This is a genomic window from Roseovarius dicentrarchi, assembly GCF_003316635.1.
Taxonomy (GTDB): Bacteria; Pseudomonadota; Alphaproteobacteria; order Rhodobacterales; family Rhodobacteraceae; genus Roseovarius; species Roseovarius dicentrarchi.
Genome location: NZ_QNQP01000001.1, coordinates 99,643 through 124,798 on the forward strand (window position 1 = coordinate 99,643; position 25,156 = coordinate 124,798).

Sequence of the window (25,156 nt, forward strand, 5' to 3'; positions counted from 1 at the left end):
AAAAACGCCGGACTTTCGCCCGGCGTTGCCAATTATATCCAAGACTTATTTTCGCGTGTCTCGGATCATCTTCAGAATGTCCTGCGCGGCATCGGGGATGTTGGTTCCCGGACCGAAAATGGCCTTGACCCCGGCATCCTTCAGGAATTGGTAATCCTGCTGCGGTATGACACCGCCGCAAATGACCAGAATATCGCCCGCGCCCTTGTCGCGCAGCGCCTCCACCAGTTTCGGCGCCAGCGTCTTGTGCCCGGCGGCCTGACTGGAAATGCCGATCACGTGCACGTCGTTATCGACAGCGTCTTGCGCGGCCTCTTCCGGTGTCTGGAACAGCGGGCCAACATCGACATCAAACCCGATATCGGCAAAGGCGGTCGCGATCACCTTTGCGCCCCGGTCATGCCCGTCCTGCCCCATTTTCACGACCAGCATCCTGGGGCGGCGTCCCTCTTCTTCGGCGAAATCCTCGACCGATTTCTGGATCGCGGCAAAGCCTGCGTCGCCCTCGTAGGCCGCGCCGTAGACGCCCGCCAATGTTTTGACCTCCGCCCGGTGGCGGCCAAATACCTTTTCCATGCTCATCGAAATCTCTCCTACAGAGGCGCGTGCGCGCGCCGCTTCGACCGCTGCTTCCAGCAGGTTGCCACCCTCGCGCGCGCGGCGCTCCAACTCGGCCAGCGCCTCGGTACAGGCCGCCTCATCGCGGCTGGCGCGGATCTGCTCCAGACGCGCGATCTGGCTGTCGCGCACGGCGGAATTGTCGATGTCCAGCAGGTCGATCGGATCCTCGCTCTCGCGGCGATACTTGTTGACGCCAACGATGACTTCGGTGCCGCGATCGATCATCGCCTGACGTGTGGCGGCGGATTCCTCGATCCGCAGCTTGGGCATGCCGCTGGCGACCGCCTTGGTCATGCCGCCCATTTCCTCGACTTCCTCGATGAGCTCCCATGCCTTTTCCACCAGTTCGGCGGTCAGGCTTTCGACGTAATAGCTGCCTGCCAGCGGGTCGACCACGGCGGTCACGCCGGTTTCCTCCTGCAGGATCAGCTGCGTGTTGCGGGCGATGCGGGCGCTGAATTCGGTCGGCAGCGCCATCGCCTCGTCCAGCGCGTTGGTGTGCAGCGATTGCGTGCCGCCCAGAACCGCGCTCATCGCCTCATAGGCGGTGCGGATGACGTTGTTATAGGGGTCTTGCTCTTGCAGGCTGACGCCGCTGGTCTGGCAATGCGTGCGCAGCATTTTCGAGCGGTCGCTTTTCGCGCCGAATTCGGTCATCACCTTGTGCCACAGCAAACGCGCCGCGCGCAGCTTGGCCGCTTCCATGAAGAAGTTCATCCCGATGGCAAAGAAAAAGCTCAACCGCCCGGCGAACTTGTCCACGTCCATCCCAGCCTCAATCGCCGCGCGCACGTATTCGCGCCCGTCTGCGATGGTAAAGGCCAGCTCCTGCACCAGGTTCGCGCCCGCCTCCTGCATGTGGTAGCCGGAGATCGAGATCGAGTTGAATTTCGGCATTCCGTTCGAGGTATATTCGATGATGTCGCTGATAATCCGCATGCTGGGTTCAGGCGGGTAGATATAGGTGTTGCGCACCATGAATTCCTTCAGAATATCGTTCTGAATGGTGCCCGACAGAACCGCCTTGTCATGGCCCTGCTCTTCGCCTGCGACGATGAAATTGGCCAGAATCGGGATCACCGCGCCATTCATCGTCATCGACACGCTGACCTGATCCAGCGGGATCTGGTCGAACAGGATCTTCATATCCTCGACCGAATCAATCGCAACGCCGGCCTTGCCAACATCGCCCTCGACCCGCGGGTGATCGCTGTCATAGCCGCGATGGGTGGCCAGATCGAAGGCGACCGAAACGCCCTGCTGCCCTGCCGCCAGATTGCGCCGGTAGAACGCGTTCGACGCCTCGGCGGTGGAAAAACCGGCATATTGCCGGATCGTCCAGGGGCGCCCGGCATACATCGTCGCCTTGACCCCGCGGGTAAAGGGTGCCTTGCCGGGGATGGTGCCCATATGGTCCAGCCCGGCAACGTCATCTTCGGTATACAGTGGCTTGACGTCGATTCCCTCGATCGTGTGCCAGGTCAGATCCTCCAGAGGCCGACCGCGCAGTTCAGCTTCGGCCAGCTTGCGCCATTCGTCTTGCGCCTTCTTTGTCATATCCTTGTCCTCTTATCTGGGCCTGAACCTGCGGTGTTTTCACCGTCTGGTCCGATCCCGGTTCCTCTATCAGTGTTGCCAGCCCGTCTGCACCCGCGCGCAGCCAGAACAGATCATCCGCATATGCCTCGCGCATCGACGCGCGTTCGGTCCGCGAAAACGGCTGCCAAGTCCCGTCCCCCGGCGGCAGCGCCCCGGCATCGCCGCCCCGGTCGGCCAGCACGGTGCGCAGCGCCGCCAGATCCGGCGCGCGGTTCAGCCATTCGCGCGCATGCGCCTGCGGCACGCCCTCCCGGCCCAGCATCGCGGCAAGGCGGCGTTCGGGCAAGGCCGCGAAGCATTCGTGCGGCAAGACCAGCAGCTGAACCTGCGGCAGCGCGCAGGCCAGATCGGTGATCACATCGCGCCAGCTGCGTGATCCGGCGGCGATATGCGACAGCTCGGCCGGCCCCGGCACCTGCGCGCCGCGCGCCACGCCGAACGCGACCGCCGAGCGCCACCACGTATCCTGCGCCCGAATGGACAGCACCGCGCGTGTCACCAACGGGCCAAACGCCGCGCCGTGGCGCGCCATCCGCTCGCCAATCGCCGGATAGAGCCGCATGTTGCGCAGGCAGTCGCGCGGCGTGCCGATCATATTCTCGTCCGAGACGATCAGCCGCCCGATCCCCGCATCGGCAAATTGCGCCACCTGAAGCAGGATGCGCCCCCGCGCCCGCTGAAACTGCTGATCGGCAGGCACCGCACCGGGCGACGGCATGACCCCCTTCAACAGGCCCTTGCGCACGTGCTGCGGCCCCCAGAAACCAGCGCCGGATGCCGCCAGACGCGCGCCGTTCTTGCGCATATAATATTGAAAGCTGGTCGAGGCGCAGCGATGCGCCCCCAGATGCAGGGTAATTTCCATAATCTTGAGCGCCTTTCGCTGTGCCAATCCGGCGGCTTGCGCCATTCCGGAGTTCATACACAGCCCTAGCGCATAGAATTGACGATGCGATTAACGCGGCCCGGTGCGCTGCAAACGTGCCCTTGACCAAATTTAGCGGGTCAGAGCGCTCTTTTTGCATCGCAATCGCATTCGTTATGCCTATATCTTGGGTAACAGGAGCGCCTATGAAACCTTTTCTGACCCTTGTTTTTACTTGCCTTTTAGCCAGCCCGCTGCTCGCGCAGGAGGTGGTGGACGGCCCCGTGGACACAGCCGCGCCGTCGGTATTCGTAGACTCGGCTGACGTGGATTTGAAACAATTTCTATGGATAAACCGGCCGCTTGTCGTGTTTGCCGACAGCCCGAACGATCCGCGTTTTATCCGGCAGATGGAACTGCTGACCGCCCGCAGTGACGAATTGGCCGAGCGCGACGTTGTCGTTTTGACAGACACCGACCCGGACAAGCGGAGCGCGCTGCGCGACCGGCTGCATCCGCGCGGTTTCATGCTGGTGCTGATGGTCAAGGATGGCACCATATATCTGCGCAAACCCGCGCCGTGGGACGTCCGTGAAATCAGCCGCACCATCGACAAACTGCCAATGCGCCAGCAGGAAATCCGCGAACGGCGCGCGGCGCCGGACATCGGCCGCACCACCGGCAGCGCGTCATAAGGCACAAGCGGCATCATTCGGCCCCCAGTGCCGCGATCAGCAGCCTGTCCTCGGTGTCCATCAACGCCAGAACGCCAGCGCCGCGATCCATCAAAATCACCGCCGCCGGGTTGACCAATGCGGCGGCAAATGCCGCCTCGGTCTCGCGGTCCATGCAGGCGCGCCCTTCAAGCCCGGCCATGCGCATTTTCATTCCCGCGTTGCGCTCAACCTCGACCAGATCCAGCAGGGCATCGTCGGGGGTCAGGCGCGGGGCCACGATTGCCACCTGATCGTGGGACCTCAGAATAATCGCGGCCTCGCGCGCGCTGCCCGCGATGCGCACACGCGACGCAATGCGCGGCCCGACCATCTGAAAAAGGCCAGCCGCGCAGCCGCGGGTTGCGTTGAATGAAACCGTCTCTCCCAGTGGCACCCACCCGGCCAGCAGGTCGCGCAGGTCAGCCTCGGTCGTGCGCTTGCACCCGGCCAGCGCCAGAATCCCGGCGCATATCGCACCAAGACGCCATGCGACGCGCGCCCGTGGCGCGGCTCCATGGATTGGGCTGGACCGGGCGCACATCATGGGGTCACTCGAATTCCATGATCGCTTCGTCGACGGCCAGACTGTCGCCCGGTGCGGCGTTGATTGCCGTGACGACGGCCCGCTTTTCGGCGCGCAGGATATTCTCCATCTTCATCGCCTCAACCGTGCAGAGCGCCTGCCCTTCCTGCACCTCATCGCCGACCTCGACGTTGATCTTCATGATCAGCCCCGGCATGGGGCACAGCAGCAACTTGGACGTATCAGGCGGCAGTTTTTCCGGCATGCGCTGCGCCAGTTCGGCCTGACGCGGCGTGCGCACATGCACCTTCAGATCCGCGCCCCGGCTGCGGACACGAAAGCCACCCGACACCTTGCCGACCTTCAGAACCAGCGGGCTGCCGTCCACATCCAGCCGCGCCAGATGATCGCCCGGCGTCCAGTCCGAGGCCACCTCGACGCTGCTGCCGTCGTCGAACGTCACGGTCGCACCGCCGCGCCGCGCGGCGATGGTCACGTCATAGCTGCGCCCCTCGACCGCAACATTCCAGTCATCGCCCACCTTGCGCTCGTGGTTGTCCATGCGGCCCGAAATGCGCGTGCGGCGAATTTCCGCAACGCGGTGCATTGCGGCGCAGGACGCGGCGATGCGGCGCAGCGATGCGTCATCCAGTTCCGCCCCTTCAAACCCGTCGGGATATTCCTCGGCGATGAAGGCGGTGGTGATATCGCCCGAAACGAATTTGGGGTGGTCCATGACCGCGGCCAGAAACGGCAGGTTGTGACCGATCCCCTCAACCTCGAAACTGTCCAGCGCGGCGCGCATTCCCTCAATGGCGGCCATGCGGTCCGGCCCCCAGGTGCAAAGCTTGGCAATCATCGGGTCGTAATACATGCTGATCTCGCCGCCCTCATAGACGCCGGTATCGTTGCGCACGATGGCGCCTTCCACGCTGACCTCCTCTGGCGGGCGGTAGCGGGTCAGGCGGCCGATGGAGGGCAGGAAATTGCGGTACGGATCCTCAGCATAGAGGCGGCATTCCATCGCCCAGCCGTTCAGTTTCACATCCTCCTGACGGATGGTCAGCGCCTCGCCATTGGCGACGCGGATCATCTGCTCGACCAGATCGACGCCTGTGATCAGCTCGGTCACCGGATGTTCGACCTGAAGGCGGGTATTCATTTCGAGGAAGTAGAAATTCCGGTCGCCGTCGACGATGAATTCCACCGTGCCGGCGCTGGTGTAATCGACGGCCTGCGCCAGCGCGACGGCCTGTTCGCCCATCGCCTTGCGGGTCGCCTCGTCCAGGAACGGGCTGGGCGCCTCTTCGATGACCTTCTGGTTGCGGCGCTGGATCGAACATTCCCGCTCGCCCAGATAGATGCCGTTGCCATGGCTGTCGCACAGAACCTGGATTTCGATATGGCGCGGCTGCGTGACGAATTTCTCGATGAAAATCCGGTCATCGCCAAAACTGTTGGCAGCCTCGTTTTTCGAGCTTTGGAACCCTTCGCGCGCCTCGTCGTCGTTCCACGCGATGCGCATGCCCTTGCCGCCGCCGCCGGCGCTTGCCTTGATCATCACCGGATAGCCGACCTGATTGCTGATCTTGACCGCCTCCTCGGCGTCCTCGATCAGGCCCATATAGCCCGGCACGGTCGACACGCCGGCCTCCTGCGCCAGCTTTTTCGAGGTGATCTTGTCACCCATCGCCTCGATTGCCCCTTTGGGCGGGCCGACAAAAGCAACGCCGGCGGCCTCCAGCGCCTCGGCGAATTTGGCGTTCTCCGACAAAAAGCCATAGCCGGGATGCACAGCCTCGGCGCCGGTCTGGCGGATCGCCTCCATCACCTTGTCGATGACGATATAGGATTCGTTTGCCGGCGGCGGGCCGATATGCACCGCCTCATCGGCCATGCGCACATGCAGCGCGTTGCGATCCGCGTCCGAATAGATCGCGACAGTCTGGATGCCCATGGCGCGCGCTGTTTTGATGACGCGGCAGGCAATTTCGCCCCGGTTGGCGATCAGGATTTTCTTGAACATGCGTGTCCCCTCTAAATGCACGCCCCGCGCTGCAGCGCCGGAGCCGAAAACGACAGAAGCCACCCACGCCGGTCGGCATGAGTGGCCTCAAGATGAATGTTGCGCGCGCCCGAAGGGCGGCGGGTGTTATTTACAGCGGTCCGGGAAGGACTGGCAGTAGGCGACGTTGCCGGCAGCCCCGACCACGGCGCCGGCGGCAAGGTTGCCATCCAGAACGGCTGCTGTGCCCAGACCGGCGCCGCCGCCGATAAGCCCCTGCTTGCCCAGCGTATCACCGCACGCGGCGAGCGCCGATAAGGCCAGCACTGCGCATACAGCCGTGGGTTAAATTCGGAATCTTCTTTGCATGGGTGATTACCTCTGATGTCTGGGGTGGGTGCCGCCCAAGCATAAGAGGTCAAATCGCCCCGGTCGTCAAAGTGGCAAGGGCCGAAAGGCCCCCAATGCGCAGAGCTTTGCCGATACAGCGATGCCGTTGTTTTACATGAAAAAATAGGCGGCGTGCGACATGTATCGCAACGCCGCCCAGAAGGGGAAGGGTAACGGTGTGGACGATGCGCCCCGGACCCTTGGGGAAGGTCCGCCACTACTGATCTCACGCTGCCATTCCGCAGCCCAGCCGCCAAGCGCAATTTGCGCCGGGCACAATCATCGGCTGTATTCCGCGCAGCGCGCGCCGTCGCTGGCAGGATCATGCCTGCACCGCGGCCGCCAGCGATGGGCGCGTGCCTGCTCATGCCTCGTCCGCCGGATCGAACGCCGTGGGAAACGCACGCCGGGCCGCCTCGACGTCCAGCACCAAAAGCGCCTCGTAGTCCGCAGGATCAAACGGATCTGTCGCAGGCAGCACTTCGCGGCCAAACAGCCATGACAGCCGTCCGGCATCCAGATTGCCACGCTCGAACGGTTGATCGCCGAAATGCTCCCACAAGGCGGCGACAAACGCCGTGTCTGCACGCCTGTCGGGCGCGCGGCGGTCAGCGTATCGTTCGCGCCGCGTTATGGGCGTGGCGCCTTTGGGGTTGCCCCGGCGGATGGTGAATTGGAAATCGGAACTCGGCAATCTGCCGGGAAATCCACGATGCTTGATCATGCAGCGCCCTCCGATACAGGGCGATGCGGTGGAACCGAGGCAGGCCTGACGGCCTGCCTCGCTGTCAGAATCCGGAAGGCCGGATTAGTACTTGCCGCCGTACTTGCCGGTCGAGACGGGCTCGACTGTGATCGGCTCGACGACGACGAAATCGTCCTGGGGCGCCTGCTGGCACGCTGCAACTGCAGCAACAAAACCGAGTGCCATAAGGCCTTTGATAACGTTCGACATTGAATTCTCCTGTCACTTTTTGAGGGCGGAAAAGGGCGCAGTGTCCCCCACCCATACTTCGAGGTATGGATTGCTTGGGTGCAATCATTTGGCAGAATAGTAGAGTTTTCAGCAAAGCGATATGCCGCGATGCGAATCTGGCGCCATTGTGGCTGCAAAGCCTCACAAGCGCGTGAGGATGAACAAAGCCGCGCAAGATATTGTGGATACATCAGAATGCCTCCCAGATGCAGGTGTCGTTCCGAACAGTGAAGACTTCGAAAATCTGCGCCACGCTGGCATCCATCACGCCGAATGGGGCGGCCCGGTCAGCAAGCGATATGATGATTGTCTGCCCGTCGGTGGGTTGCGACAGAATCGGTAATGCCCTGTTCTGGCACAAAAAAGTCGCGTCTCGGAGCGTCGAGTCCTGTCCTGCCGCATCCGGCGCGTAGCCGATGGTGACGTAGCGCAGGCGCGTTACCTTGGCGTCATCGCCGCTTTCCGTCAGGATCTCGTGCAGGTCCACCTGTCCGCCTGACGGCAGTGTCACAGGTTCCGCCACGCTTGGCAGTGCCAGAAAGCTCATGACGAATGCGGCGCAGAAACTGCGCCGCCACGTGCCGGTCAGTGCTTGCGCAGCGCATCGATAAGCTGATCTTTGCTCATGTCCGAGCGTCCGTCGATTCCGATTTCCTGCGCGCGCTCGTACAGATCGTCCTTCGTCCAGTCCTCGTATGGGGGCGCCTTGCCGCCCTTTTTCGACGGGTTCATGTCGTCCCGCGCCTGCGCATTCGCAATCCGCGCCGCCTTCTCCTTGGACGCGCCCTGATCGCGCAGCGCCTCGTAGGTGTCTGCATCCTTGATGCTGGGATCGTTTGATTTGGCCATGATCGCTCTCCTTCAGGCATGCAAACGCCGCTGCCATTCGGGTAGTTCCCAATGGCGCCGGTGCGGCGTCTGTGGTTGCGCAAAGTCTCACGGTTTTTGGCTCCTGCCCGTGCAAAAACGGCCCCTTGCGGGCGTTACAGCGGGATGTTGTCGTGCTTTTTCCACGGCATCTGCGCCTGCTTCCCCCGCAGGGACGCAAAGGCCCGCGCGACGCGCTTGCGCGTGGAATGCGGCATGATCACCTCATCCACAAACCCGCGCTCGGCGGCGATGAAGGGGCTGGCGAAACGATCTTCGTAATCCTTGGCATGCGCCGCCAACTTCTCGGGGTTGCCCCGGTCAGCGCGGTGAATGATCTCGGTCGCGCCCTTGGCGCCCATCACGGCAATCTCGGACGTGGGCCAGGCATAGTTGAAATCCGCGCCCAAATGTTTGGACGCCATCACAACATATGCACCGCCATACGCCTTGCGCGTGATGACAGTCACCTTCGGCACCGTCGCCTCGCCATAGGCAAACAGCAGCTTGGCGCCGTGCTTGATCACGCCGTTGTATTCCTGCGTCACACCGGGCAGGAAGCCAGGCACATCCACCAGCGTCAGCAGCGGAATTTCAAAGCAATCGCAGAACCGCACGAACCGCGCCGCCTTGCGCGAGCTGTCGATGTCCAGACACCCGGCCAGAACCATCGGCTGGTTGGCCACGACACCAACGGTCTGCCCTTCGATCCGGATGAAGCCGGTGATCATATTCTTGGCGAATTCCGCCTGAATTTCGTAGAAATCACCCTCATCCGCGATCTTGGTGATCAATTCCTTCATGTCATAGGGCATGTTGGGATTGTCCGGCACCAGCGTATCCAGCGAATCCTCGATCCGGCCCGGATCATCAAAGAACGGGCGCACCGGGGGCTTTTCGCGGTTGGAGGAGGGCAGGAAATCGACCAGACGGCGCACTTCGGCCAGCGCCTCGACGTCATTTTCAAACGCGGCGTCAGCGACCGACGATTTGCGGGTATGCGTCGTCGCGCCGCCCAGCTCCTCGGCTGTGACCTGCTCATTGGTAACGGTTTTCACCACGTCGGGGCCGGTCACGAACATGTAAGAGCTGTCTTTGACCATAAAGATAAAGTCGGTCATCGCGGGCGAATAGACCGCGCCGCCCGCACAGGGCCCCATGATCACGCTGATCTGCGGCACCACGCCCGAAGCGGTGATATTGCGCTGGAACACCTCGCCATAACCGGCAAGGCTGTCGACGCCTTCCTGAATACGCGCGCCACCGGAATCGTTGATCCCGATCACGGGCGCGCCGTTTTGCACGGCCATATCCATGATCTTGCAAATTTTCTTTGCGTGGGTTTCCGACACGGACCCGCCCAGCACGGTAAAGTCCTGGCTGAACACATAGACCAGCCGGCCGTTGATCGTGCCCCAGCCGGTGACGACACCATCGCCGTAAGGGCGGTCCTGCTCCATCCCGAAATCGATGCAGCGATGCGCGACGAACATGTCGAATTCTTCAAAGCTGCCCTCGTCCAGCAGCAGATCAATGCGCTCACGCGCGGTCAGCTTGCCCTTTTCGTGCTGGGCAGCGACGCGGCGCGCGCCCCCGCCCTTGCGGGCCTCGACACGGCGATCTTCGAGTTCTTGCAGAATGTCTTTCACAGCGGGGCCTCCCCTTTGAGGTTTTCGCAATGCTACACGCGCCGCCGGGCGCCGCAACAGCGAAATCCTGCAAATTTGCAAAGATCTGAATACTGCCGCAGCGCGTTCTGCAAACTTGCATATCAGCGGGCCGCCAGATGGACTTTGGACGGCGGCGGGCCTAGCCGTTGGGCCATGACCAAGCGCACACGTTCCAAATTCCTGAACCGGCGCACGCCGCCGCATATCGTCACGCTGATATTGCTTGCCGGGGTGGCGGCGCTGGCGATGAACATCTTCCTGCCGTCCCTGCCGGGCATGGCAGACTATTTCGATGCGCCTTACCGGCTGATGCAACTGTCTGTCGCACTGTACCTCGCGGTCAACGCGGTCCTGCAAATTCTGATCGGCCCGATTTCGGACAAGCTGGGGCGCCGCCCTGTCATCCTGTGGGGGCTGGCGGTTTTCCTGCTGGCGACAATCGGGTGCGCGCTGTCCGAGACGGCGGGCATGTTCCTGTTCTTCCGCATGATGCAGGCTGCTATCGTGTCATCCATGGTCCTCAGCCGCGCCATCGTGCGCGACATGGTGCCCGAAGATCAGGCCGCCAGCATGATCGGTTATGTCACGATGGGCATGGCGGTGGTGCCGATGCTTGGCCCGGTTTTTGGTGGAATGCTGGATCAGGCATTTGGCTGGCAATCGAATTTCTGGGCGCTTTTGATCGTTGGGGCGCTGATTTTCTGGATCACCTGGGCCGATCTGGGCGAAACCTCGGGCAGATCCGGCCTGACATTCGCGCAGCAGTTTCGGGAATATCCGGTTTTGTTCAGATCGCTTCGGTTCTGGGGATATGCCATGGCGGCGGCGCTGTCGTCGGGTGCGTTTTTCGCCTATCTTGGCGGGGCCCCATATATCGGTGATCATGTCTTTGGGCTTGAGCCTGCGCAGGTTGGTTTTTACTTCGGGGCGCCTGCTGTGGGGTATTTTGCGGGCAACTTTATTTCAGGCCGGTTTTCGACCCGGATCGGGGTAAATCGCATGGTTTACTGGGGGTCGCTGATCGTCACGCTCGGCATCGCCGTCAACCTTGCGCTGTTCTATCTTGGCCTTGGCAGTGCAGCCAGTTTCTTTGGTCTGATGATCCTGATGGGGCTGGGCAATGGCATGACCATCCCCAATGCGACGGCGGGCGCGCTGTCGGTGCGCCCCGATCTGGCCGGCACTGCCAGCGGCCTGTCGGGGGCGCTGATGATCGGGGGCGGCGCGGTGCTGTCGGCGCTGGCGGGCGCGTGGCTGACGCCGCAATCGGGCGCATTTCCCCTGCTGTGGATCATGCTGGTCACGGCGGGCGCGGGGATTGTCACGATCCGGCTGGTGATGCGGCGCGAGGCGCGGCTGGGCCTTTGCTAACCGGCTTGCGCGCGGCGGTTTGCAAACCTAATATCGGCCATTAGCTAAGCTGCAAATCGGGACGAACATGCGCGCACGCAAGCATTACGCCGGGGCCAAGCTGCGCGAGACGCGCCAGCGTATCGGCCTGACGCAAAAGGATTTTGCGGCGCGGCTGGGCGTGTCCCTGCCCTATCTGAACCAGATGGAGAATAACAACCGCCCGGTCAGTACCACCGTGGTTTTGGCGCTGGCGCAGGAGTTCGGCTTTGACGTGACCGAGCTGGGGACCGGCGAGGCCGAGCGCATGGTGTCGGACATGCGCGAGGCGCTGGCCGATCCGGTCTTCGCCGCCATGCCCGATATGGCCGAGCTGCGGCTGGTCGCCTCCAGCGCGCCTGCCCTTGCGCGCGCGTTTCTGGAACTGCACAGCACCTACCGCCAGACGCATGAACGGCTGGCCTCATTGGACGAGGCGCTGGGGCGCGACGATGCCCAGACCCAGCAAAGCCCCTGGACCGAAGTGCGCGATTTCTTCCATTACTGCGATAATTATATCGACGCCGTCGACCGCGCCGCCGAACGGTTCGGCGGCAAGGACGGCAGCGCCCAGTCCCGCGCGGTCGAGGCGCTGGCGCAGATCGGCATCACCGTGGTCAACAGCGATGACGCGCCCCTGCGGCGGCTGGACCGGGGCAGCGGCATCCTGTACCTCAGCGCCCGCGCCGCGCCCGAAACCCGCAGTTTCCAGATGCTGCTGCAACTGGCGCTGCTGACGCAGGACAAGCTGCTGGAGGCAACGCTGGATCTGGCCCGGTTCCAGTCGGGTGAGGCGCGCGCCATCGCCAAGATCGGGCTGGCCAACTATTACGCCGGGGCCGCGCTGATGCCCTACACCGCGTTCCTGACAGCGGCGCGCGAGTGCCGCCACGATCTGGAAATCCTCGCCCACCGCTTTGGCGCGTCGATCGAACAGGTGTGCCACCGCCTGTCGACCCTGCAACGCCCCGGTGCCAAGGGCATCCCGTTTTTCTTCGTGCGCGTCGATCAGGCCGGCACGATCACCAAGCGCCATTCGGCCACGCGGATGCAGTTCGCCCGCTACGGCGGCGCCTGCCCGCTGTGGAACGTGCACCGCGCGTTCGAGACGCCGGGCCGCTTCCTGCGCCAGCTGGCCGAAACGCCGGACGGCGTGCGCTATATCAACCTTGCGCGCGACGTGTCCAAGCCCGGCGGCCATTTCGGCGCGCCGGTGCGCCGCTTTGCCATCGCGCTGGGATGCGAGGTGAAACACGCGCCCGCGCTGGTCTATGCCGATACGCTGGACCTGACAAGCGCGGGCGCGTTCGAGCCTATCGGCATCTCTTGCCGCATCTGCGAGCGGACCGACTGCCACCAGCGGTCGATCCCCCCGCTGGAGCGGCGCCTGACGATCCGCCCCGACGCGCGCGGCGTGCTGCCCTATGACGTAGGTTAGGCCGACTTCGTCAACATCTGGTAAATTTCATCCTTCAGCGCGGTGCGTTTCTTGCGCATCTCGCTTTCGGCCAGATCGTCCATCGGGGCGACGTTCGTCTCGGCCTTGTGAACGATGCGGTTCACCTCGTCATATTCCTCGGTCAGGCGGGCAAAATGGGCGTTTGTCTGCTCCATCTTGGAAATCTGGTCGGCCTTGTCTGGAAATTCGGCGGCCAACTGGTGGGGAACATGTGTCATTCATCTGCCTTTCGCGTCTGTGGTTAGGCCTTACTCTGGCCGGCCCGCTGCCGGCGCGCCTTGACCCCGATCAAACCGCGGCCGGAGCCGCGGACAGACCTGACCCCGGCGTTCAGGGCCAAACCCGCGCCTCCACATACAGGTTGCAAACCGGCAAGGCATCATAATACGCTCCCACCATGGATTACGCCCATACGGCAGGCCCGGCACGCCCGGCCACCGCCCGAGCCAGCAGTGCAGCCGTCACGAATACGACTGGCCGCGCATCTAATATGCTGACGTTTCAATATGATAAGGGAGAACCACTATGACGTTACTTACCAACAGCCGGCTTGACCGCCGCGGGTTTTTGAAAACCACCGCCCTTGGCGCCATCGCCGCATCACTGCCGCTGGGCGGCGCCCATGCCGCGACGCCCAAGCGCGGCGGCAACCTGCGCATCGGCAAGGGCCACGGCCAGACGACCGACACGCTGAACCCCGGCACCTATGAAAACGGCTATATGATCGCGCTGACCTTTGCCAAGGACGGCCACCTGACCGAAGTGCTGGCAGACGGGTCCATCGGCCCCGAAGTCGCCGAAAGCTGGGAGGCATCCGAGGATGCCAAGACATGGCGGTTCAAGATCCGCAAGGGCGTCACCTATCACTCGGGCAAGGAAGTAACAGTCGAGGATGTCGTTGCATCCATCAACTTTCACCGCGCCGAAGGCACCACATCGGCCGCCGGCCCGATCATCGCCGCGATTCAGGATATCACCACCGAAGGCGACGATACGGTCGTGTTCACGCTGGACGGCGGCGACGCCGATTTTCCCTTCATCCTCAGCGATTATCATCTGGCCATCCTGCCCGCCACCGACGGCGGCATCGACTGGCGCTCCGGCGACGGCTGCGGCAGCTACAAGATCAAATCGTTCAAGCCGGGCGTTTCGACCACGCTGGAGCGGCACGAAAACCACTGGCGCGACGACGTGGCATGGTTCGACAGCATCGAAATGCTGGTGCTGACCGATCAGAACGCCCGCACCACGGCGCTGGTATCGGGCGACGTGCATACGGTGGACAAGCTGGACCTGAAAACCATCGGCCTGCTGTCGCGCAATCCCAACCTGAACATCAGTTCGATCGCCGGGACGCAGCATTTCACCTTTGCCATGGATTCGCGTCAGGCGCCGTTTTCGGACAACAACGTGCGCCTTGCCATGAAATACGCCATCAACCGCGAGGAGCTGGTCGAGAAGATCCTGTTCGGCTACGGCTCGGTCGGGAATGACATTCCAATCGGCCAGAACCAGCAGTTCTACAACACCGAGCTGGAGCAAAAGACCTACGACCCCGACAAGGCGAAATTCTACCTCAAGGAAGCGGGCGTCGACTCTGTCGATGTCGAACTGTCGGCCTCTGACGCGGCCTTCGCCGGGGCGGTGGATGCGGCGACGCTCTATCAGAACTCGGCCAAGGCGGCGGGCGTCAATATCAAGGTCGTGCGCGAGGCGAATGACGGCTACTGGTCCGACGTCTGGATGAAAAAGCCCTTCACGGCGGTGTATTGGGGCGGGCGCCCGGTGCAGGATCAGGCATTTTCCATCGCCTTCACCTGCGGCGCGGAATGGAATGACGGCTTCTGGTGCAACGAAAAATTCGACGCGCTGCTCAAACAGGCCCGCGCCGAGCTGGATCAGGACAAACGCCAGCAGCAGTATTCCGAACTGCAAGAGATCGTCAGCACCCAAGGGTCGGTGATCATCCCGATGTTCGCCAACTACGTCTATGCCACCGACGCCAAGATCGGCATGCCCGAAAAGGCCGCGTCGAACTGGGACATGGACGGCGAACGCTGGGCCGAGCGGTGGTGGTTCGTCTAAGCCGCGCGCGGACCCCTCTGGGAGATCTGGATCGTTAAATAATCAAAGCTGCCGGGATGAGGATCCCGGCAGCTTTTTTTTATTGCACCGTCTTGCGTGGGGCGCAGCCCGTCTGCCATGCTGAACTGCGCGCCGGTGGCCGCAGTCCCGAACCGGAGAGGCTGATGACATCCGCCGCAAACGACCCCAACGCCGACAGCCCCCCGCGCCTGAATGACAGCCCGGACTGGCTGTATCTGCTGCGCGAATTCGACGCGCTCTACCGCCACGGGTCGGACGGGGGCAGCGCACCGATCCGCAGCCATCGCAAGCGGGTGCGCGATGCGCTGTCAGCGTGCTTTGCCGCAAACCCCGAAATGACGCCGCGCGCGCCGCATCTGAAACCGGTCACCGCCCACCTGCCCCGCGCACTGGATCTGGGCGAGCGGGCCGCGATGCAGGGCATGGCCCGCGCCCTGCGCGAAGTGCGCGGCGCGCTGACATGGGAATATGGATATGCCCAGATCTCGAAATCCCTCGCCCGCAAATACGCCTATTGCGAAATCCTCGGCCCTCAGGGGCCGGTGCCGTCAGACCGGCTGATATTGGGCTTCGTGCTGTTTGCGCCCGACACCACCTATCCGCAGCACAGCCACATGGACATCGAGGAAAGCTATATTTCAATCGCTGGTGCGTGGTCGGAAAACAATGCGGCGGTCTATGCGCCCGGATCGCTGATCTTCAACCGCTCGGGCGACGAGCATCGCATCACCACGGGCGACCGCGATCCCTGCCTTCTGGCCTATGCCTGGACCGGACCCGCAGACCGCCTGCGCGCACCGGGGATGAAGCTGACCGCCCCGCGCCGCGCAAAACCGGCAGGCTGACAGGGGCGCGCTACAGCTTGGTCTCCAGGCTGGTCGGTGTGATCGCGCGGCGCTTCAGGATCGCCTCACGCCAGGTGATGAAACTGACCGACGCGACGATCACCAGACCGCCCAGCACCACGTAAGGGTCAACCCCTTCGCCGAACACCAGCGCGCCCAGCAGCACCGCCCAGACCAGTTGCAAAAACGTCATCGGTTGGGTCACCGCCAGCGGCGCCGCCTGAAAGGCCAGGGTCATGGTGTAGTGTCCTGCCGTCGCCAGCGCCGCGACACCGAACAGGATAAACAGCTCCAGCGCCGTCGGCGTGACCCAATCCATCGCCGCCAGCGGCGCCAGCCCGATGGTCGCCGTCACCGAAAGCATACCCACCACGACGACCGGCGACACCTCGTTCGAGGCCAGCTTTGCCAAGAGGTAGGACGCGCCGAAACAGATCGCCGTCAGCACCATCGCCATATGCCCCGGCCCGACCTCGCGCAGGCCCGGACGCAGGATGATCAGCGCCCCGATCAGCGCCAGAATCACCGCCAGAAGGCGGCGCAGCGCCAGCCGCTCGCCCAGAAACAGCGCAGCGCCGATGGTGACATAGATCGGCGACAGGAAATTCATCGCCGTCACATCGGCCAGCGGAATCCGCGCCATGGCATAGAACCACAGCGCCACCCCAACGGTATGCACTGCACCGCGCGCGCCGAACACCGCCCACAGGCGCGGGCTGTAGGGCGCACGCCGGATCACCGGCAGCGCCGGAACCAACAGGACCAGCCCCAGCGCATAGCGCAAGAACGCCGCCTGCGGCGCGGGCAACCGCGTGCCAATCGTCTTGACCAGCGCGGTCACGCCAACAAACAGGACGCCCGTGATCACCATCCAGAAAATGCCCCAGCCGGGCCGCGTATTCATTTGCGCAGTCATACCGCTAACATGCCGATGCGGCCCCGAATGTCGAGCCGTGATCTGCCGCTTTTTTCATCATTCCCAAATACACCTGCCGAGAGGGAGCCGGCCGCCATGCGGCGTCATCAGAAACCGCAGAATGTTGCAATCGAGCGCTGACAGAAATGTAGGGCTCACGTGACTTGCGCGAAAAACGGAGACTCTGAGAGTGAACAGCTCGCGGCAGCGGACAGTGGTTCTATAAATACTGGACATCAACAAGCGACGGGGTTCGGCCTGTTCAACCTTTGTAATAAAAAATTACAGTAAGTGCTTTGATCGCCGCTGTAAAACCGGGGGACAAAGCAATCCTGCCGCAAAATACCAGACTTGGGTGAGTGCTAGAATTATCCAGAATGATCGTAGAGTGATGTTGTTTGCCTGTATCGTAATCCGGCCACGCATCGAACCATGGTTCCGAATTATTTTAAATACGCCTCTTTGTCAGATTGACCAAGCCGATCAGGTCGCACCCCCATCCATCCCTACGGCAACATGAGCTGCCCGGAGTATGGAATTTTGCTGACCATTCCCGATGGTCGCAAACCGGAGCGCCGGTGAAAGTGGGCTAACCACTTATAACTCGGTGACTTTTCAATATGGACCGGCCTCACTATTGGCCCGGCCTCGGTGCGATCATTACCAGACTTGGCGCGGAAGTCACCCGGCCCGGATTGCTGCGAGTCGTCCTCTTCACGTCCCGAAGACCTTTATTTACCCTTTCCAGATGTGCCTACACACAGGCAAGTCACGGTGGGGTTTCATGACTGGATTACCACCGTTATTCAGTATCATTCTGCGCAAACTTCAGAAATGACAGCCCGCGCGACGCACCTTTTTTTTGCAGGATCAAAGTCAACGCGACACCTTGACCGCCAGTGCGGGCGTTGTGGGGCCTTTTGCATCCGTACTGCGGTGCCCGGTGGCGGTGCTGTGTCAGGCGCCCTTATTTCGGACGAAACGTCGAATTTCAGCGGCACTCTCGTTTTTATCGTATCACCGATCGGATCATCACGACCCGTGCCAAAACAAATTTCTTGCGCCTGGAATGTGCGATGCGCAATGCATCCGGTTATCCTATGTCATATCCTGCGTTAAAAATCGGAACATTTCGGAAAGTTGTGCGTCCAGCATATGCTGCCCTGTATGGATCTTGAGGTCGCGGGCCTCGGCGGCCCTGAGAAGTGCAGTTATTTCGGGTTGCATGATGACCTCTGCAACCAGCGTTCCATCGCTCAGCCTGGCAACATCGAAAGGCAACGGATCGTCTGCCTTCAGCCCCAGCGACGTGCCATTGATGGCGATATTGTGATCCGACGGATCAGTGCCGGCACGCAACGCGACATCGGGGAAATGTTGGCGCAGCCGCGCCAGCAGCGCTTCGGCCTTGGCAGCAGATCTGTTGGCGACCGTCAGCGCGCTGATGCCCTGCGCCGCAAGAGAGAATGCAATCGCGCTTGCAGCACCGCCGGCGCCGGCCAAAAACACCTTTTTGCCAGCCAGCTTAACGCCGGCACGTGTCAGCCCAAGCGCGAAACCTTCACCGTCCAGCAGCTCCCCGTGAAGGAGGCCGTCGGCGCTTCGCCGGATCACGTTCACACTTTGCGCCGCCTCTGCGCGCGAGCTGAGCGTATCGCACAAGGCGGGGATGGTGGTCTTGTGCGGCACCGTGACCACGAACCCTGCGAAATTACGGCAGGCTTTCAGGCCGGTCATCGCTACAGCCAAATCTTGGGCCGACACTTCGAGCGGGACAAGCACCGCGTCGACGCCCTCCTCTTCGAACTTGCGATTCAGAGCCTGCGGGGTGCGAACATGCGTGACCGGATCGGCCAGAATTGCCAGCGTTTTCGTGTGTCCTGTAATCGTCATAGCATCCTCATACTAAAAGGGTCATGGGCGCTTCGACCGCGTCCTTGAATGCAGCAAGCCATGCCGCGCCGACAGCGCCATCGACCGCTCTGTGATCGACGGACAGTGTCACGCTCATCACGTTGGCAAGGACAATCTGATCGCCCCGTCCCACCGGGCGGCGCGCGGCTGCGCCCACGGCCAGGATGCAGCTTTGCGGCGGGTTGATAATGGCGGAAAAGCTTTTGACATCGAACATGCCCAGATTGGACAGCGAAAAACCACCGCCCTGATATTCGTCGGGCAAAAGGCGGCCATCGCGCGCCCGGACAGCAAGTGTTTTCATTTCCCTGGAAACAGCCCCAAGGCTTTTCGTATCTGCCTGACGTATGACGGGCGTAATCAGCCCGCCATCAGTGGCGACAGCCACGGAAATATCAACGGATTTCAGCCGCAGGATGGCATCATCCGTCCAGATTGCGTTCGCCTCCGGCACCAAAGCCAGCGCATGTGCAACCGCCTTGATGACAAAGTCATTGACCGAGATTTTATCCGCAGGATCGCGCCCCTCGTTGATCTGCGCGCGCAGATCGAGCAACGCGTCGATCTCGCAATCAGCCTCAAGGTAGAAATGCGGAACCGTTGTTTTGGACTCCAGCAGCCGCCGCGCGATCGTGCGCCGCATACTGCTGTGCGGGATTGCCTCGTATGCGCCAAGCCCGGCCATATCGGGCGCGGGCGCGGGCGCACTGGCGGGCGCGGTATCGGCAGGCGCGGGCGCGGCAGCTTGCCGGTCTGCCGCGCGATCAACATCAATGCGCACGATCCGCCCGTGCGGGCCTGACCCCGTCAGCGCCGCCAGATCGACGCCCTTTTGCGCCGCGACGCGCCGTGCAAGCGGGGAGGCGATGACATCGGCGCCATCGCGCTTGGGTGCAGGAGCCTGACTGGCGCCGTCCAGCGCCCGTTCTGGCGACGGGTCCATCGCTGGCGATGCTGCGGGCGCGTCCGGCAAGGCGATCTGCGCCGCGTCCTCGCCTTCCTCCAGCAATACGGCGATCACATCGTTGACGTTGGCGCGCTCCCCGGCCGGCACGGCGATCAGGCCGACGCGCCCGGCGGCAGTCGCCTCCAGCTCCATCGTGGCCTTGTCGGTTTCGACCTCGGCCAGCGCCTCGCCTTGGGCGACCATGTCGCCCTCGGCCTTGAGCCAGCGGGCAATGATTGCGTCCTCCATCCCTGCGGACAGGGCCGGCAGCGTGATTTCCTTGGGCATGATCGCGCTCCTTATTCCGCCGCCAGCGGCAGGCCCTGATCGGCCATGACCTCGCGCAGCGCGGTCTCGATGTCCTGCGGACGGGCGCAGGCGGCGGCCTCCAGAACCTTGGAAATGCTGGGCGACGCTTCGGCGCCATGCACACGTTTGATCGGCTGGTCCAGCCAGTCAAAGCAGCGCCGTTGCAGCTCGTCCGCCAGCCATCCGCCATAGGACGTCCCGGCGGCGCCCTGCTCGACGATCAGCACATTGCCGGTTTTCTTGATGGATGCCTCTACCGTTTCCCAATCCAGACCTGCGCGGTCCAGACTGCGCAAATCGATGACTTCCGCGTCGATGCCCAGCCGCGCGACCGCGTCGGCGGTGGACTGCACCATCGACAGATAGGTCAGGATCGTCATCCTGGCGCCCGTGCGCACGACCTTGGCCTTGCCCAGCGGGATAAAGTAATCAAGATCGCTGGCAGGCGCCGGGCCTTTGGATGCATAAAGATCGACATGCTCCAGCACCAGCACCGGATCCTCGCACAAAAGCGCCGAATTCATCAGGCCGATATAGTCGAACGGCGTTGAGGGCGCGACAATGCGCCAGCCGGGCGCGGTGGAGAAAATGCCGGCAGGGTCCATGGAATGCTGCGATCCATAGCCGGTGCCCATGGCCACCTTGGTGCGCAGCACAACCGGCATGGCATTTTCGCCGCCGAACATATGCCGCGCCTTGCCAATCTGGTTAAACACCTGATCGGCGGCGACCCACATGAAATCAGGGTACATGAATTCGATCACCGGGCGCACGCGGCCATCGGCCGCCATGCCACCGGCAAGACCGGTAAAGGCGTTTTCCGAAATCGGTGTGCCAAGGCAGCGATCGGGGAACGCATCGGACAGACCGCGTGTCGCGCCGTTGGTGCCACCCTTCAGGCGGTGGACATCCTCGCCCATCACGACAATGCGGTCATCGGTCTCCATGCGGCGCGTCATGACGTTTGCCACGCAGTCGATGAATTTCACGTCATCCGTCAGCTCGCCGGTAAAGGTCGCTTCTTCCTCGAACCGTGCGCCGTCGAATTCGGACAGATCGCCGCGCAGGCCCATATCGCGAAAGCTTTCTTCGGGCCAGAGTGCGGGAATGATCCGGCGCTGGCCGTCCACTTCCTCGATCAGCTCGCCCGCGATCTCGTCCATCATGGTCTGGCAGTTGGCGCGCAGGTCTTCGATGCCTTGCGATCCGATGATCTGACGCTCCATCAGATCGCGCGCCATGGCGTCCAGGGGATCGCGCGCCCGCCACTCGGCCTCTTCCTCCTTGCTGCGATAGCCGAAGGCAGAGCCGGGCAATGCGCCGTTCTGATGGAAATAGCGATAGACATCCGCCTCGATCACCACCGGGCCACCGCCCTTGCGCATGATCTCGTTGGCCTCCTGGCACGCCAGATAGACCGCGATCGTATCCATCCCGTCCACGCGAAGCGCCGGGATACCAAAGGCCAGACCGCGCGCCGACAGGCGCGGTTCGGCGGTGACTTCGTCCACATGGGTCGACACCGCATAGCGGTTGTTTTCGACGAAAAAGCAGATCGGCAGCTTCCACGCCGCGGCGATGTTCATCGTCTCAAGGACCGAGCCGATGTTGATTGCCCCATCGCCGAAATAGGTATAAACCACATCGCCGGTACCCGCGTTCCTGTGCGCCCATGCGGCGCCCGCCGCCATGGGTACGCCGCCGCCGACAATGGCGTTGGTGCCCAAATTGCCGCTTTCGCCCCAGCGCAGATGCATGGACCCGCCGCGCCCCTTGCAGAACCCATCGGCAAGGCCCAGGATTTCCGACAGCGTGCGCTTGGACAGATGGCGCAGGTTGTCACCAATGCTGGCCTCGGGATCAATGCCATCGGGCGCGACATAGGCCAGCGCCTTGGCCAGAAACTGGTGATGCGCGCGGTGCGATCCGTTCACCTGATCGCTGCCACGCATCGCCAGCGCAGACCCGACCGCGCCGCCCTCCTGCCCGACGGCAGAATGGGCCGGCCCATGGACCAGCCCCTGCCCGGCCAGTTCCAGAACCTTTTCTTCGAAGGCGCGGATCAGGTGCAACTGGCTGAGCATGGTGCGGCCGATTGTTGGCTCCAGCGCGGCGCGATCCTCGGGGGCGGCGGCAATGTCGCGCCAGTATGTCTTGGGCATCAGATCGGTGTAGGTGGGCATGTCAGATGTCCTTTACAAATAGCTATATGAAGACCAGCCGCCATCTGCGACCAGTGTCTGGCCGGTCACGTAGGCGGCCGCGTCAGAGGCCAGAAACAATGCGGCCTGTGCGATTTCTTCGGGCGTTCCAAGACGCCCCGCCGGCACCCGGTGATGCAGCGCATCCAGATCGATCCGCCCCTGCTGTATCAGCGTTTCGGTCAGCGCGGTGCGCACATAGCCCGGCCCGATGGCATTGACCCGAATGTTGCGGTCTGCCCATTCGATGGCCAGCACCTTGGTCAGGGCCACGACGCCGGCCTTGGCCGCGCAATAGGCGGCCCGTTCGGGCGCGGTGACAACACCGTACATCGAGGCGGTGTTCACGATGGACCCGCCGCCCTGATCGGCCATGATCCGGCCCGCCGCCTGCGCGACCAGAAACGCGCCGGTCAGGTTGACGTCGATTGCATGGCGCCAGGTCTGTTCGTCCAGGTCCAGCGACGACGCGTTGCCCGATATGCCGGCGTTGTTCATCACGATATCGAGCCGCCCGGTCAGCGCCTGCGCATCGCGGCAAGCCGCTGCAACCTGGGCCTGATCCGTGATCGACCCGGCGCGCGCGATCGCCCGGCCGGGATGGCGTGTGTTGATCGCCTCGGCCGCTGCGGCGGCGCCGCCTGCGTCCATATCGAACAGAACCAAGGACGCGCCCGCATCTGCAAACGCGTTCGCCATGGCAAGCCCCAGTCCCGAGGCCGCGCCGGTCACCAGTGCCGTGCGGCCAGAAAAATCGAAGTGAATATCCATGCGATGTCCTTGTCCCTGTTTTGCGCGGCGCGGCGCGCGGCGATGTCTGGATCGCCCGAAATAGATGCCGGCCTGCCCGGCACATCCGATCAGGCCATGTAGAGGCCGCCGTTCACATGAATCGTCTCGCCGTTGACGAAACTTGCCGCCGGGCTGCAGAGAAACGCGATGACGGACGCGATTTCCGATGCCCGGCCAACCCGCCCCATCGGCGTGTGGCGCAACGTGTCGTCGCCGCGCGTGGCGATCAGATCGGCGGTCATCGGCGTTTCGATCACGCCGGGCGACACGGCGTTGACGCGGGTGCGCGGCGCCAGCTCCTTGGCCAGCGCGCGGCTCATCGCGCCAAGCGCGCCCTTGGACGCGGCGTAATGCGCGTTGGTCATCGCGCCGCGATGCGCCGCCATGGAGCTGAGATTGACGATGGACGAGTCCGGCGCCAGATGATCCACCGCGCGGCGCGTGATGTAGAACACGCCGTCAAGGTTGATGGACAGCGTGCGCCGCCACTCGTCATCTGTCATCTGCGCGAACGGCTCGGCCAGATATATGCCGGCAGACGGCACCAGAAAATCAACCCCGCCCAGATCGGCGGCGGCGGCAATCACGCGGTCTGCATCGGCAGGGTTCGCCGCATCCATTTCCAGCGTTTCGACCATGCCGGCGCCGGTGTCCGGTGCCAGCCCGGCGGCGAAGGTCGCCAGCGCATCCGCATCCCTATCCGCCAGCACCAGATTTGCCCCCGCCGCATGGAACAGCGACGCGGCCGCGCGGCCGATCCCGCCATTGGCCCCGGTCAAGACGAGCGTGCGACCACTGAAATCAAACATCATTTGGGATTTTCAACCAAATCAGGGCGATACGCGTGAATATCTGCATATTGAACGATCTCGACGATATGCCCCTCCGGGTCGCGCAGAAACACAAGGTAGGTGCCGGGGCGCACCTCGACCGGATCATCGCCGGTCATCAACCGGGCGCCGGCCGCCACGGCGCGGGCGGTGACAGATTTGATATCGTCAACGATGAAGGTGACATAGCTGGCGGGGTGCTGGTCCAGAATATGCGCCCCCGGCGCCGGCATGTCCGATGGCGTCAGATCCGGCGCCAGCAGCTTGATCCGCTCGCCCCATGGGGTTTGCAGGCGCACAACGCGGTAGCCACCGGCGCTGAGCGCGGCCTGATCGGCCTTGGGCGCGGGCACGGTGACATCGGCCTCCACCGTCAGCCCGAAAGCGTCGCGGTAGAAATCCAGCATGGCAGGAAGGTCTTTGACCGTCAGGCCGATTTCCATAGGGGCAGTCATTTTCATGGGTATCTCTCCTCGCGCCGCGTGCTTAGACGGCAAGCCATTCTTCGGTTATTTCCGGCGCGTCATTCAGGGCCTGGGGCGTGCCGGAAAACACGATCTGGCCATGGCCCATCACGCAGACGCGGTGTGACACCTTCATCGCGATGGTCAGCTTCTGTTCCACCAGCACCACTGAAACGCCCTGCTTGTTGATGTCCTTTATGACCTCGCCAACCACCGTGACGATCTTGGGCGCAAGACCCTCGGTCGGCTCGTCGATCAGTATCACCAGCGGATTGCCCAACAGCGAACGGCACATCGTCAGCATCTGCTGTTCGCCGCCCGAAATACTACCCGCGCGGGTGTTGCGGCGTTCCTTGAGGCGCGGGAAATAGGTGAACATCTGGTCGACCGTCCATTTGGTCGCGCCTTCCGGCCCCTTTTGCTGACCCATTTCAAGGTTTTCATCGACCGTCAGGTTCAGAAAGATCTCGCGCTCTTCAGGAACGTAGGCCAGTCCGCGTCGGCAAATCGTATAGCTGCGCTGGCCTGCCAGATCCTCGCCATCAAGCCGAACGTGACCCGAACTGGGCGGGGCGAGGCCCATGATCGATTTCAGCGTGGTTGACCGCCCCGATCCGTTGCGCCCAAGCAGACTGACCACTTCGCCGCGCTGCACATCCATGGTGACACCGTGCAGAATGTGGCTTTTGCCATAGTAGGTGTGCAGGTTCTCAACCGAGAGAATAGGATCGCTCATGCTACCTCCTCGCCCAG

At 62.8% G+C, this 25,156-nt stretch carries 24 protein-coding genes; 5 read left to right on the forward strand and 19 right to left on the reverse strand.

What is annotated here, in order from left to right; genetic code table 11:
- Nucleotides 1-45 precede the first annotated feature (45 nt).
- Both scpA and DQ230_RS00470 read right to left on the reverse strand, forming a co-directional pair.
- A complete protein-coding gene (gene scpA / locus DQ230_RS00465) occupies nucleotides 46-2,178 on the reverse strand; it encodes a methylmalonyl-CoA mutase (protein WP_113910523.1) in 2,133 nt (710 codons plus the stop codon).
- Nucleotides 2,132-3,085, reverse strand: coding sequence for a hypothetical protein (locus DQ230_RS00470; RefSeq protein WP_113910524.1), 954 nt, complete (start codon nucleotides 3,083-3,085; stop codon nucleotides 2,132-2,134). Before DQ230_RS00470 ends, scpA begins: the two co-directional genes overlap by 47 nt.
- A 206-nt stretch (nucleotides 3,086-3,291) precedes the next feature.
- On the opposite strand from DQ230_RS00470, the gene DQ230_RS00475 reads away from it, so the two are divergent.
- Complete coding sequence (locus tag DQ230_RS00475) at nucleotides 3,292-3,780, forward strand: DUF4174 domain-containing protein (protein ID WP_113910525.1); 489 nt, start codon at nucleotides 3,292-3,294, stop codon at nucleotides 3,778-3,780.
- 13 nt (nucleotides 3,781-3,793) lie between these two features.
- Here DQ230_RS00475 and DQ230_RS00480 read toward each other — a convergent pair whose 3' ends face one another.
- The 8 genes from DQ230_RS00480 to DQ230_RS00510 form a co-directional block, all read right to left on the reverse strand.
- A complete protein-coding gene (locus tag DQ230_RS00480; protein ID WP_113910526.1) occupies nucleotides 3,794-4,345 on the reverse strand; it encodes a hypothetical protein in 552 nt (183 codons plus the stop codon).
- Between the two features lie 4 nt (nucleotides 4,346-4,349).
- Nucleotides 4,350-6,350, reverse strand: a complete 2,001-nt coding sequence (locus DQ230_RS00485) for an acetyl-CoA carboxylase biotin carboxylase subunit (RefSeq protein WP_113910527.1) — start codon at nucleotides 6,348-6,350, stop codon at nucleotides 4,350-4,352.
- A 126-nt stretch (nucleotides 6,351-6,476) separates the two neighbouring features.
- Nucleotides 6,477-6,656 carry a hypothetical protein gene (locus DQ230_RS00490; RefSeq protein ID WP_113910528.1) on the reverse strand — a complete coding sequence of 60 codons (180 nt, stop codon included), beginning with the start codon at nucleotides 6,654-6,656 and terminating at the stop codon, nucleotides 6,477-6,479.
- 427 nt (nucleotides 6,657-7,083) lie between these two features.
- On the reverse strand, nucleotides 7,084-7,443 hold the full coding sequence (locus DQ230_RS00495) for a hypothetical protein (RefSeq protein WP_113910529.1): 360 nt from the start codon (nucleotides 7,441-7,443) through the stop codon (nucleotides 7,084-7,086).
- A gap of 84 nt (nucleotides 7,444-7,527) precedes the next feature.
- Nucleotides 7,528-7,674 carry a hypothetical protein gene (locus tag DQ230_RS17205; RefSeq protein WP_203227967.1) on the reverse strand — a complete coding sequence of 49 codons (147 nt, stop codon included), beginning with the start codon at nucleotides 7,672-7,674 and terminating at the stop codon, nucleotides 7,528-7,530.
- 211 nt (nucleotides 7,675-7,885) lie between these two features.
- On the reverse strand, nucleotides 7,886-8,242 hold the full coding sequence (locus tag DQ230_RS00500) for a DUF6497 family protein (RefSeq protein WP_113910530.1): 357 nt from the start codon (nucleotides 8,240-8,242) through the stop codon (nucleotides 7,886-7,888).
- A 38-nt stretch (nucleotides 8,243-8,280) separates the two neighbouring features.
- Nucleotides 8,281-8,544, reverse strand: a complete 264-nt coding sequence (locus tag DQ230_RS00505) for a DUF7218 family protein (protein ID WP_113910531.1) — start codon at nucleotides 8,542-8,544, stop codon at nucleotides 8,281-8,283.
- 134 nt (nucleotides 8,545-8,678) lie between these two features.
- Complete coding sequence (locus tag DQ230_RS00510; protein ID WP_113910532.1) at nucleotides 8,679-10,211, reverse strand: acyl-CoA carboxylase subunit beta; 1,533 nt, start codon at nucleotides 10,209-10,211, stop codon at nucleotides 8,679-8,681.
- Between the two features lie 174 nt (nucleotides 10,212-10,385).
- Between DQ230_RS00510 and DQ230_RS00515 the strand changes: the two genes are divergently transcribed.
- Both DQ230_RS00515 and DQ230_RS00520 read left to right on the forward strand, forming a co-directional pair.
- Nucleotides 10,386-11,603 carry a multidrug effflux MFS transporter gene (locus DQ230_RS00515; RefSeq protein WP_113910533.1) on the forward strand — a complete coding sequence of 406 codons (1,218 nt, stop codon included), beginning with the start codon at nucleotides 10,386-10,388 and terminating at the stop codon, nucleotides 11,601-11,603.
- A gap of 67 nt (nucleotides 11,604-11,670) precedes the next feature.
- A complete protein-coding gene (locus DQ230_RS00520; RefSeq protein ID WP_113910534.1) occupies nucleotides 11,671-13,059 on the forward strand; it encodes a helix-turn-helix domain-containing protein in 1,389 nt (462 codons plus the stop codon).
- On the opposite strand, the gene DQ230_RS00525 is transcribed toward DQ230_RS00520, so the two are convergent.
- The gene (locus DQ230_RS00525) at nucleotides 13,056-13,298 is read right to left on the reverse strand and encodes an HP1242/YdcH family protein (RefSeq protein WP_113910535.1); all 243 of its coding nucleotides are present in this window, start codon (nucleotides 13,296-13,298) and stop codon (nucleotides 13,056-13,058) included. The genes DQ230_RS00520 and DQ230_RS00525 overlap by 4 nt on opposite strands.
- Nucleotides 13,299-13,605: 307 nt before the next feature.
- Between DQ230_RS00525 and DQ230_RS00530 the strand changes: the two genes are divergently transcribed.
- Together DQ230_RS00530 and DQ230_RS00535 are read left to right on the forward strand one after the other, a co-directional pair.
- Nucleotides 13,606-15,165, forward strand: coding sequence for an ABC transporter substrate-binding protein (locus DQ230_RS00530; protein WP_113910536.1), 1,560 nt, complete (start codon nucleotides 13,606-13,608; stop codon nucleotides 15,163-15,165).
- A 164-nt stretch (nucleotides 15,166-15,329) separates the two neighbouring features.
- Nucleotides 15,330-16,031, forward strand: coding sequence for a dimethylsulfonioproprionate lyase family protein (locus DQ230_RS00535; protein WP_113910537.1), 702 nt, complete (start codon nucleotides 15,330-15,332; stop codon nucleotides 16,029-16,031).
- Nucleotides 16,032-16,041: 10 nt separating this feature from the next.
- On the opposite strand, the gene DQ230_RS00540 is transcribed toward DQ230_RS00535, so the two are convergent.
- From DQ230_RS00540 to DQ230_RS00575, 8 genes are all read right to left on the reverse strand, one after another.
- A complete protein-coding gene (locus DQ230_RS00540) occupies nucleotides 16,042-16,935 on the reverse strand; it encodes a DMT family transporter (RefSeq protein ID WP_238987377.1) in 894 nt (297 codons plus the stop codon).
- Nucleotides 16,936-18,045: 1,110 nt separating this feature from the next.
- Nucleotides 18,046-18,840, reverse strand: coding sequence for a shikimate dehydrogenase family protein (locus tag DQ230_RS00545; RefSeq protein WP_113910538.1), 795 nt, complete (start codon nucleotides 18,838-18,840; stop codon nucleotides 18,046-18,048).
- Between the two features lie 7 nt (nucleotides 18,841-18,847).
- Nucleotides 18,848-20,095, reverse strand: coding sequence for a pyruvate dehydrogenase complex dihydrolipoamide acetyltransferase (locus tag DQ230_RS00550; RefSeq protein WP_113910539.1), 1,248 nt, complete (start codon nucleotides 20,093-20,095; stop codon nucleotides 18,848-18,850).
- Nucleotides 20,096-20,106: 11 nt separating this feature from the next.
- On the reverse strand, nucleotides 20,107-22,299 hold the full coding sequence (locus tag DQ230_RS00555) for an alpha-ketoacid dehydrogenase subunit alpha/beta (RefSeq protein WP_113910540.1): 2,193 nt from the start codon (nucleotides 22,297-22,299) through the stop codon (nucleotides 20,107-20,109).
- Between the two features lie 12 nt (nucleotides 22,300-22,311).
- On the reverse strand, nucleotides 22,312-23,088 hold the full coding sequence (locus DQ230_RS00560) for an SDR family NAD(P)-dependent oxidoreductase (protein WP_113910541.1): 777 nt from the start codon (nucleotides 23,086-23,088) through the stop codon (nucleotides 22,312-22,314).
- Nucleotides 23,089-23,177: 89 nt separating this feature from the next.
- Nucleotides 23,178-23,921: an SDR family NAD(P)-dependent oxidoreductase gene (locus DQ230_RS00565; RefSeq protein WP_113910542.1), complete on the reverse strand. Its 744-nt coding sequence runs from the start codon at nucleotides 23,919-23,921 to the stop codon at nucleotides 23,178-23,180.
- A complete protein-coding gene (locus tag DQ230_RS00570) occupies nucleotides 23,918-24,400 on the reverse strand; it encodes a VOC family protein (protein WP_203227968.1) in 483 nt (160 codons plus the stop codon). The genes DQ230_RS00565 and DQ230_RS00570 overlap by 4 nt, the downstream gene beginning before the upstream one ends.
- A gap of 25 nt (nucleotides 24,401-24,425) precedes the next feature.
- Nucleotides 24,426-25,139 carry an ABC transporter ATP-binding protein gene (locus DQ230_RS00575; protein ID WP_113910543.1) on the reverse strand — a complete coding sequence of 238 codons (714 nt, stop codon included), beginning with the start codon at nucleotides 25,137-25,139 and terminating at the stop codon, nucleotides 24,426-24,428.
- Nucleotides 25,140-25,156: the final 17 nt, after the last annotated feature.

Bases quoted from the DNA above. Each gene is read 5' to 3' on its own strand.
- scpA (WP_113910523.1), bottom strand. From the start codon at position 2,178: ATGACAAAGAAGGCGCAAGACGAATGGCGCAAGCTGGCCGAAGCTGAA.
- DQ230_RS00470 (WP_113910524.1), bottom strand. From the start codon at position 3,085: ATGGAAATTACCCTGCATCTGGGGGCGCATCGCTGCGCCTCGACCAGC.
- DQ230_RS00475 (WP_113910525.1), top strand. From the start codon at position 3,292: ATGAAACCTTTTCTGACCCTTGTTTTTACTTGCCTTTTAGCCAGCCCG.
- DQ230_RS00480 (WP_113910526.1), bottom strand. From the start codon at position 4,345: ATGATGTGCGCCCGGTCCAGCCCAATCCATGGAGCCGCGCCACGGGCG.
- DQ230_RS00485 (WP_113910527.1), bottom strand. From the start codon at position 6,350: ATGTTCAAGAAAATCCTGATCGCCAACCGGGGCGAAATTGCCTGCCGC.
- DQ230_RS00495 (WP_113910529.1), bottom strand. From the start codon at position 7,443: ATGATCAAGCATCGTGGATTTCCCGGCAGATTGCCGAGTTCCGATTTC.
- DQ230_RS17205 (WP_203227967.1), bottom strand. From the start codon at position 7,674: ATGTCGAACGTTATCAAAGGCCTTATGGCACTCGGTTTTGTTGCTGCA.
- DQ230_RS00500 (WP_113910530.1), bottom strand. From the start codon at position 8,242: ATGAGCTTTCTGGCACTGCCAAGCGTGGCGGAACCTGTGACACTGCCG.
- DQ230_RS00505 (WP_113910531.1), bottom strand. From the start codon at position 8,544: ATGGCCAAATCAAACGATCCCAGCATCAAGGATGCAGACACCTACGAG.
- DQ230_RS00515 (WP_113910533.1), top strand. From the start codon at position 10,386: ATGACCAAGCGCACACGTTCCAAATTCCTGAACCGGCGCACGCCGCCG.
- DQ230_RS00520 (WP_113910534.1), top strand. From the start codon at position 11,671: ATGCGCGCACGCAAGCATTACGCCGGGGCCAAGCTGCGCGAGACGCGC.
- DQ230_RS00525 (WP_113910535.1), bottom strand. From the start codon at position 13,298: ATGACACATGTTCCCCACCAGTTGGCCGCCGAATTTCCAGACAAGGCC.
- DQ230_RS00530 (WP_113910536.1), top strand. From the start codon at position 13,606: ATGACGTTACTTACCAACAGCCGGCTTGACCGCCGCGGGTTTTTGAAA.
- DQ230_RS00535 (WP_113910537.1), top strand. From the start codon at position 15,330: ATGACATCCGCCGCAAACGACCCCAACGCCGACAGCCCCCCGCGCCTG.
- DQ230_RS00540 (WP_238987377.1), bottom strand. From the start codon at position 16,935: ATGAATACGCGGCCCGGCTGGGGCATTTTCTGGATGGTGATCACGGGC.
- DQ230_RS00545 (WP_113910538.1), bottom strand. From the start codon at position 18,840: ATGACGATTACAGGACACACGAAAACGCTGGCAATTCTGGCCGATCCG.
- DQ230_RS00550 (WP_113910539.1), bottom strand. From the start codon at position 20,095: ATGCCCAAGGAAATCACGCTGCCGGCCCTGTCCGCAGGGATGGAGGAC.
- DQ230_RS00555 (WP_113910540.1), bottom strand. From the start codon at position 22,299: ATGCCCACCTACACCGATCTGATGCCCAAGACATACTGGCGCGACATT.
- DQ230_RS00560 (WP_113910541.1), bottom strand. From the start codon at position 23,088: ATGGATATTCACTTCGATTTTTCTGGCCGCACGGCACTGGTGACCGGC.
- DQ230_RS00565 (WP_113910542.1), bottom strand. From the start codon at position 23,921: ATGATGTTTGATTTCAGTGGTCGCACGCTCGTCTTGACCGGGGCCAAT.
- DQ230_RS00570 (WP_203227968.1), bottom strand. From the start codon at position 24,400: ATGAAAATGACTGCCCCTATGGAAATCGGCCTGACGGTCAAAGACCTT.
- DQ230_RS00575 (WP_113910543.1), bottom strand. From the start codon at position 25,139: ATGAGCGATCCTATTCTCTCGGTTGAGAACCTGCACACCTACTATGGC.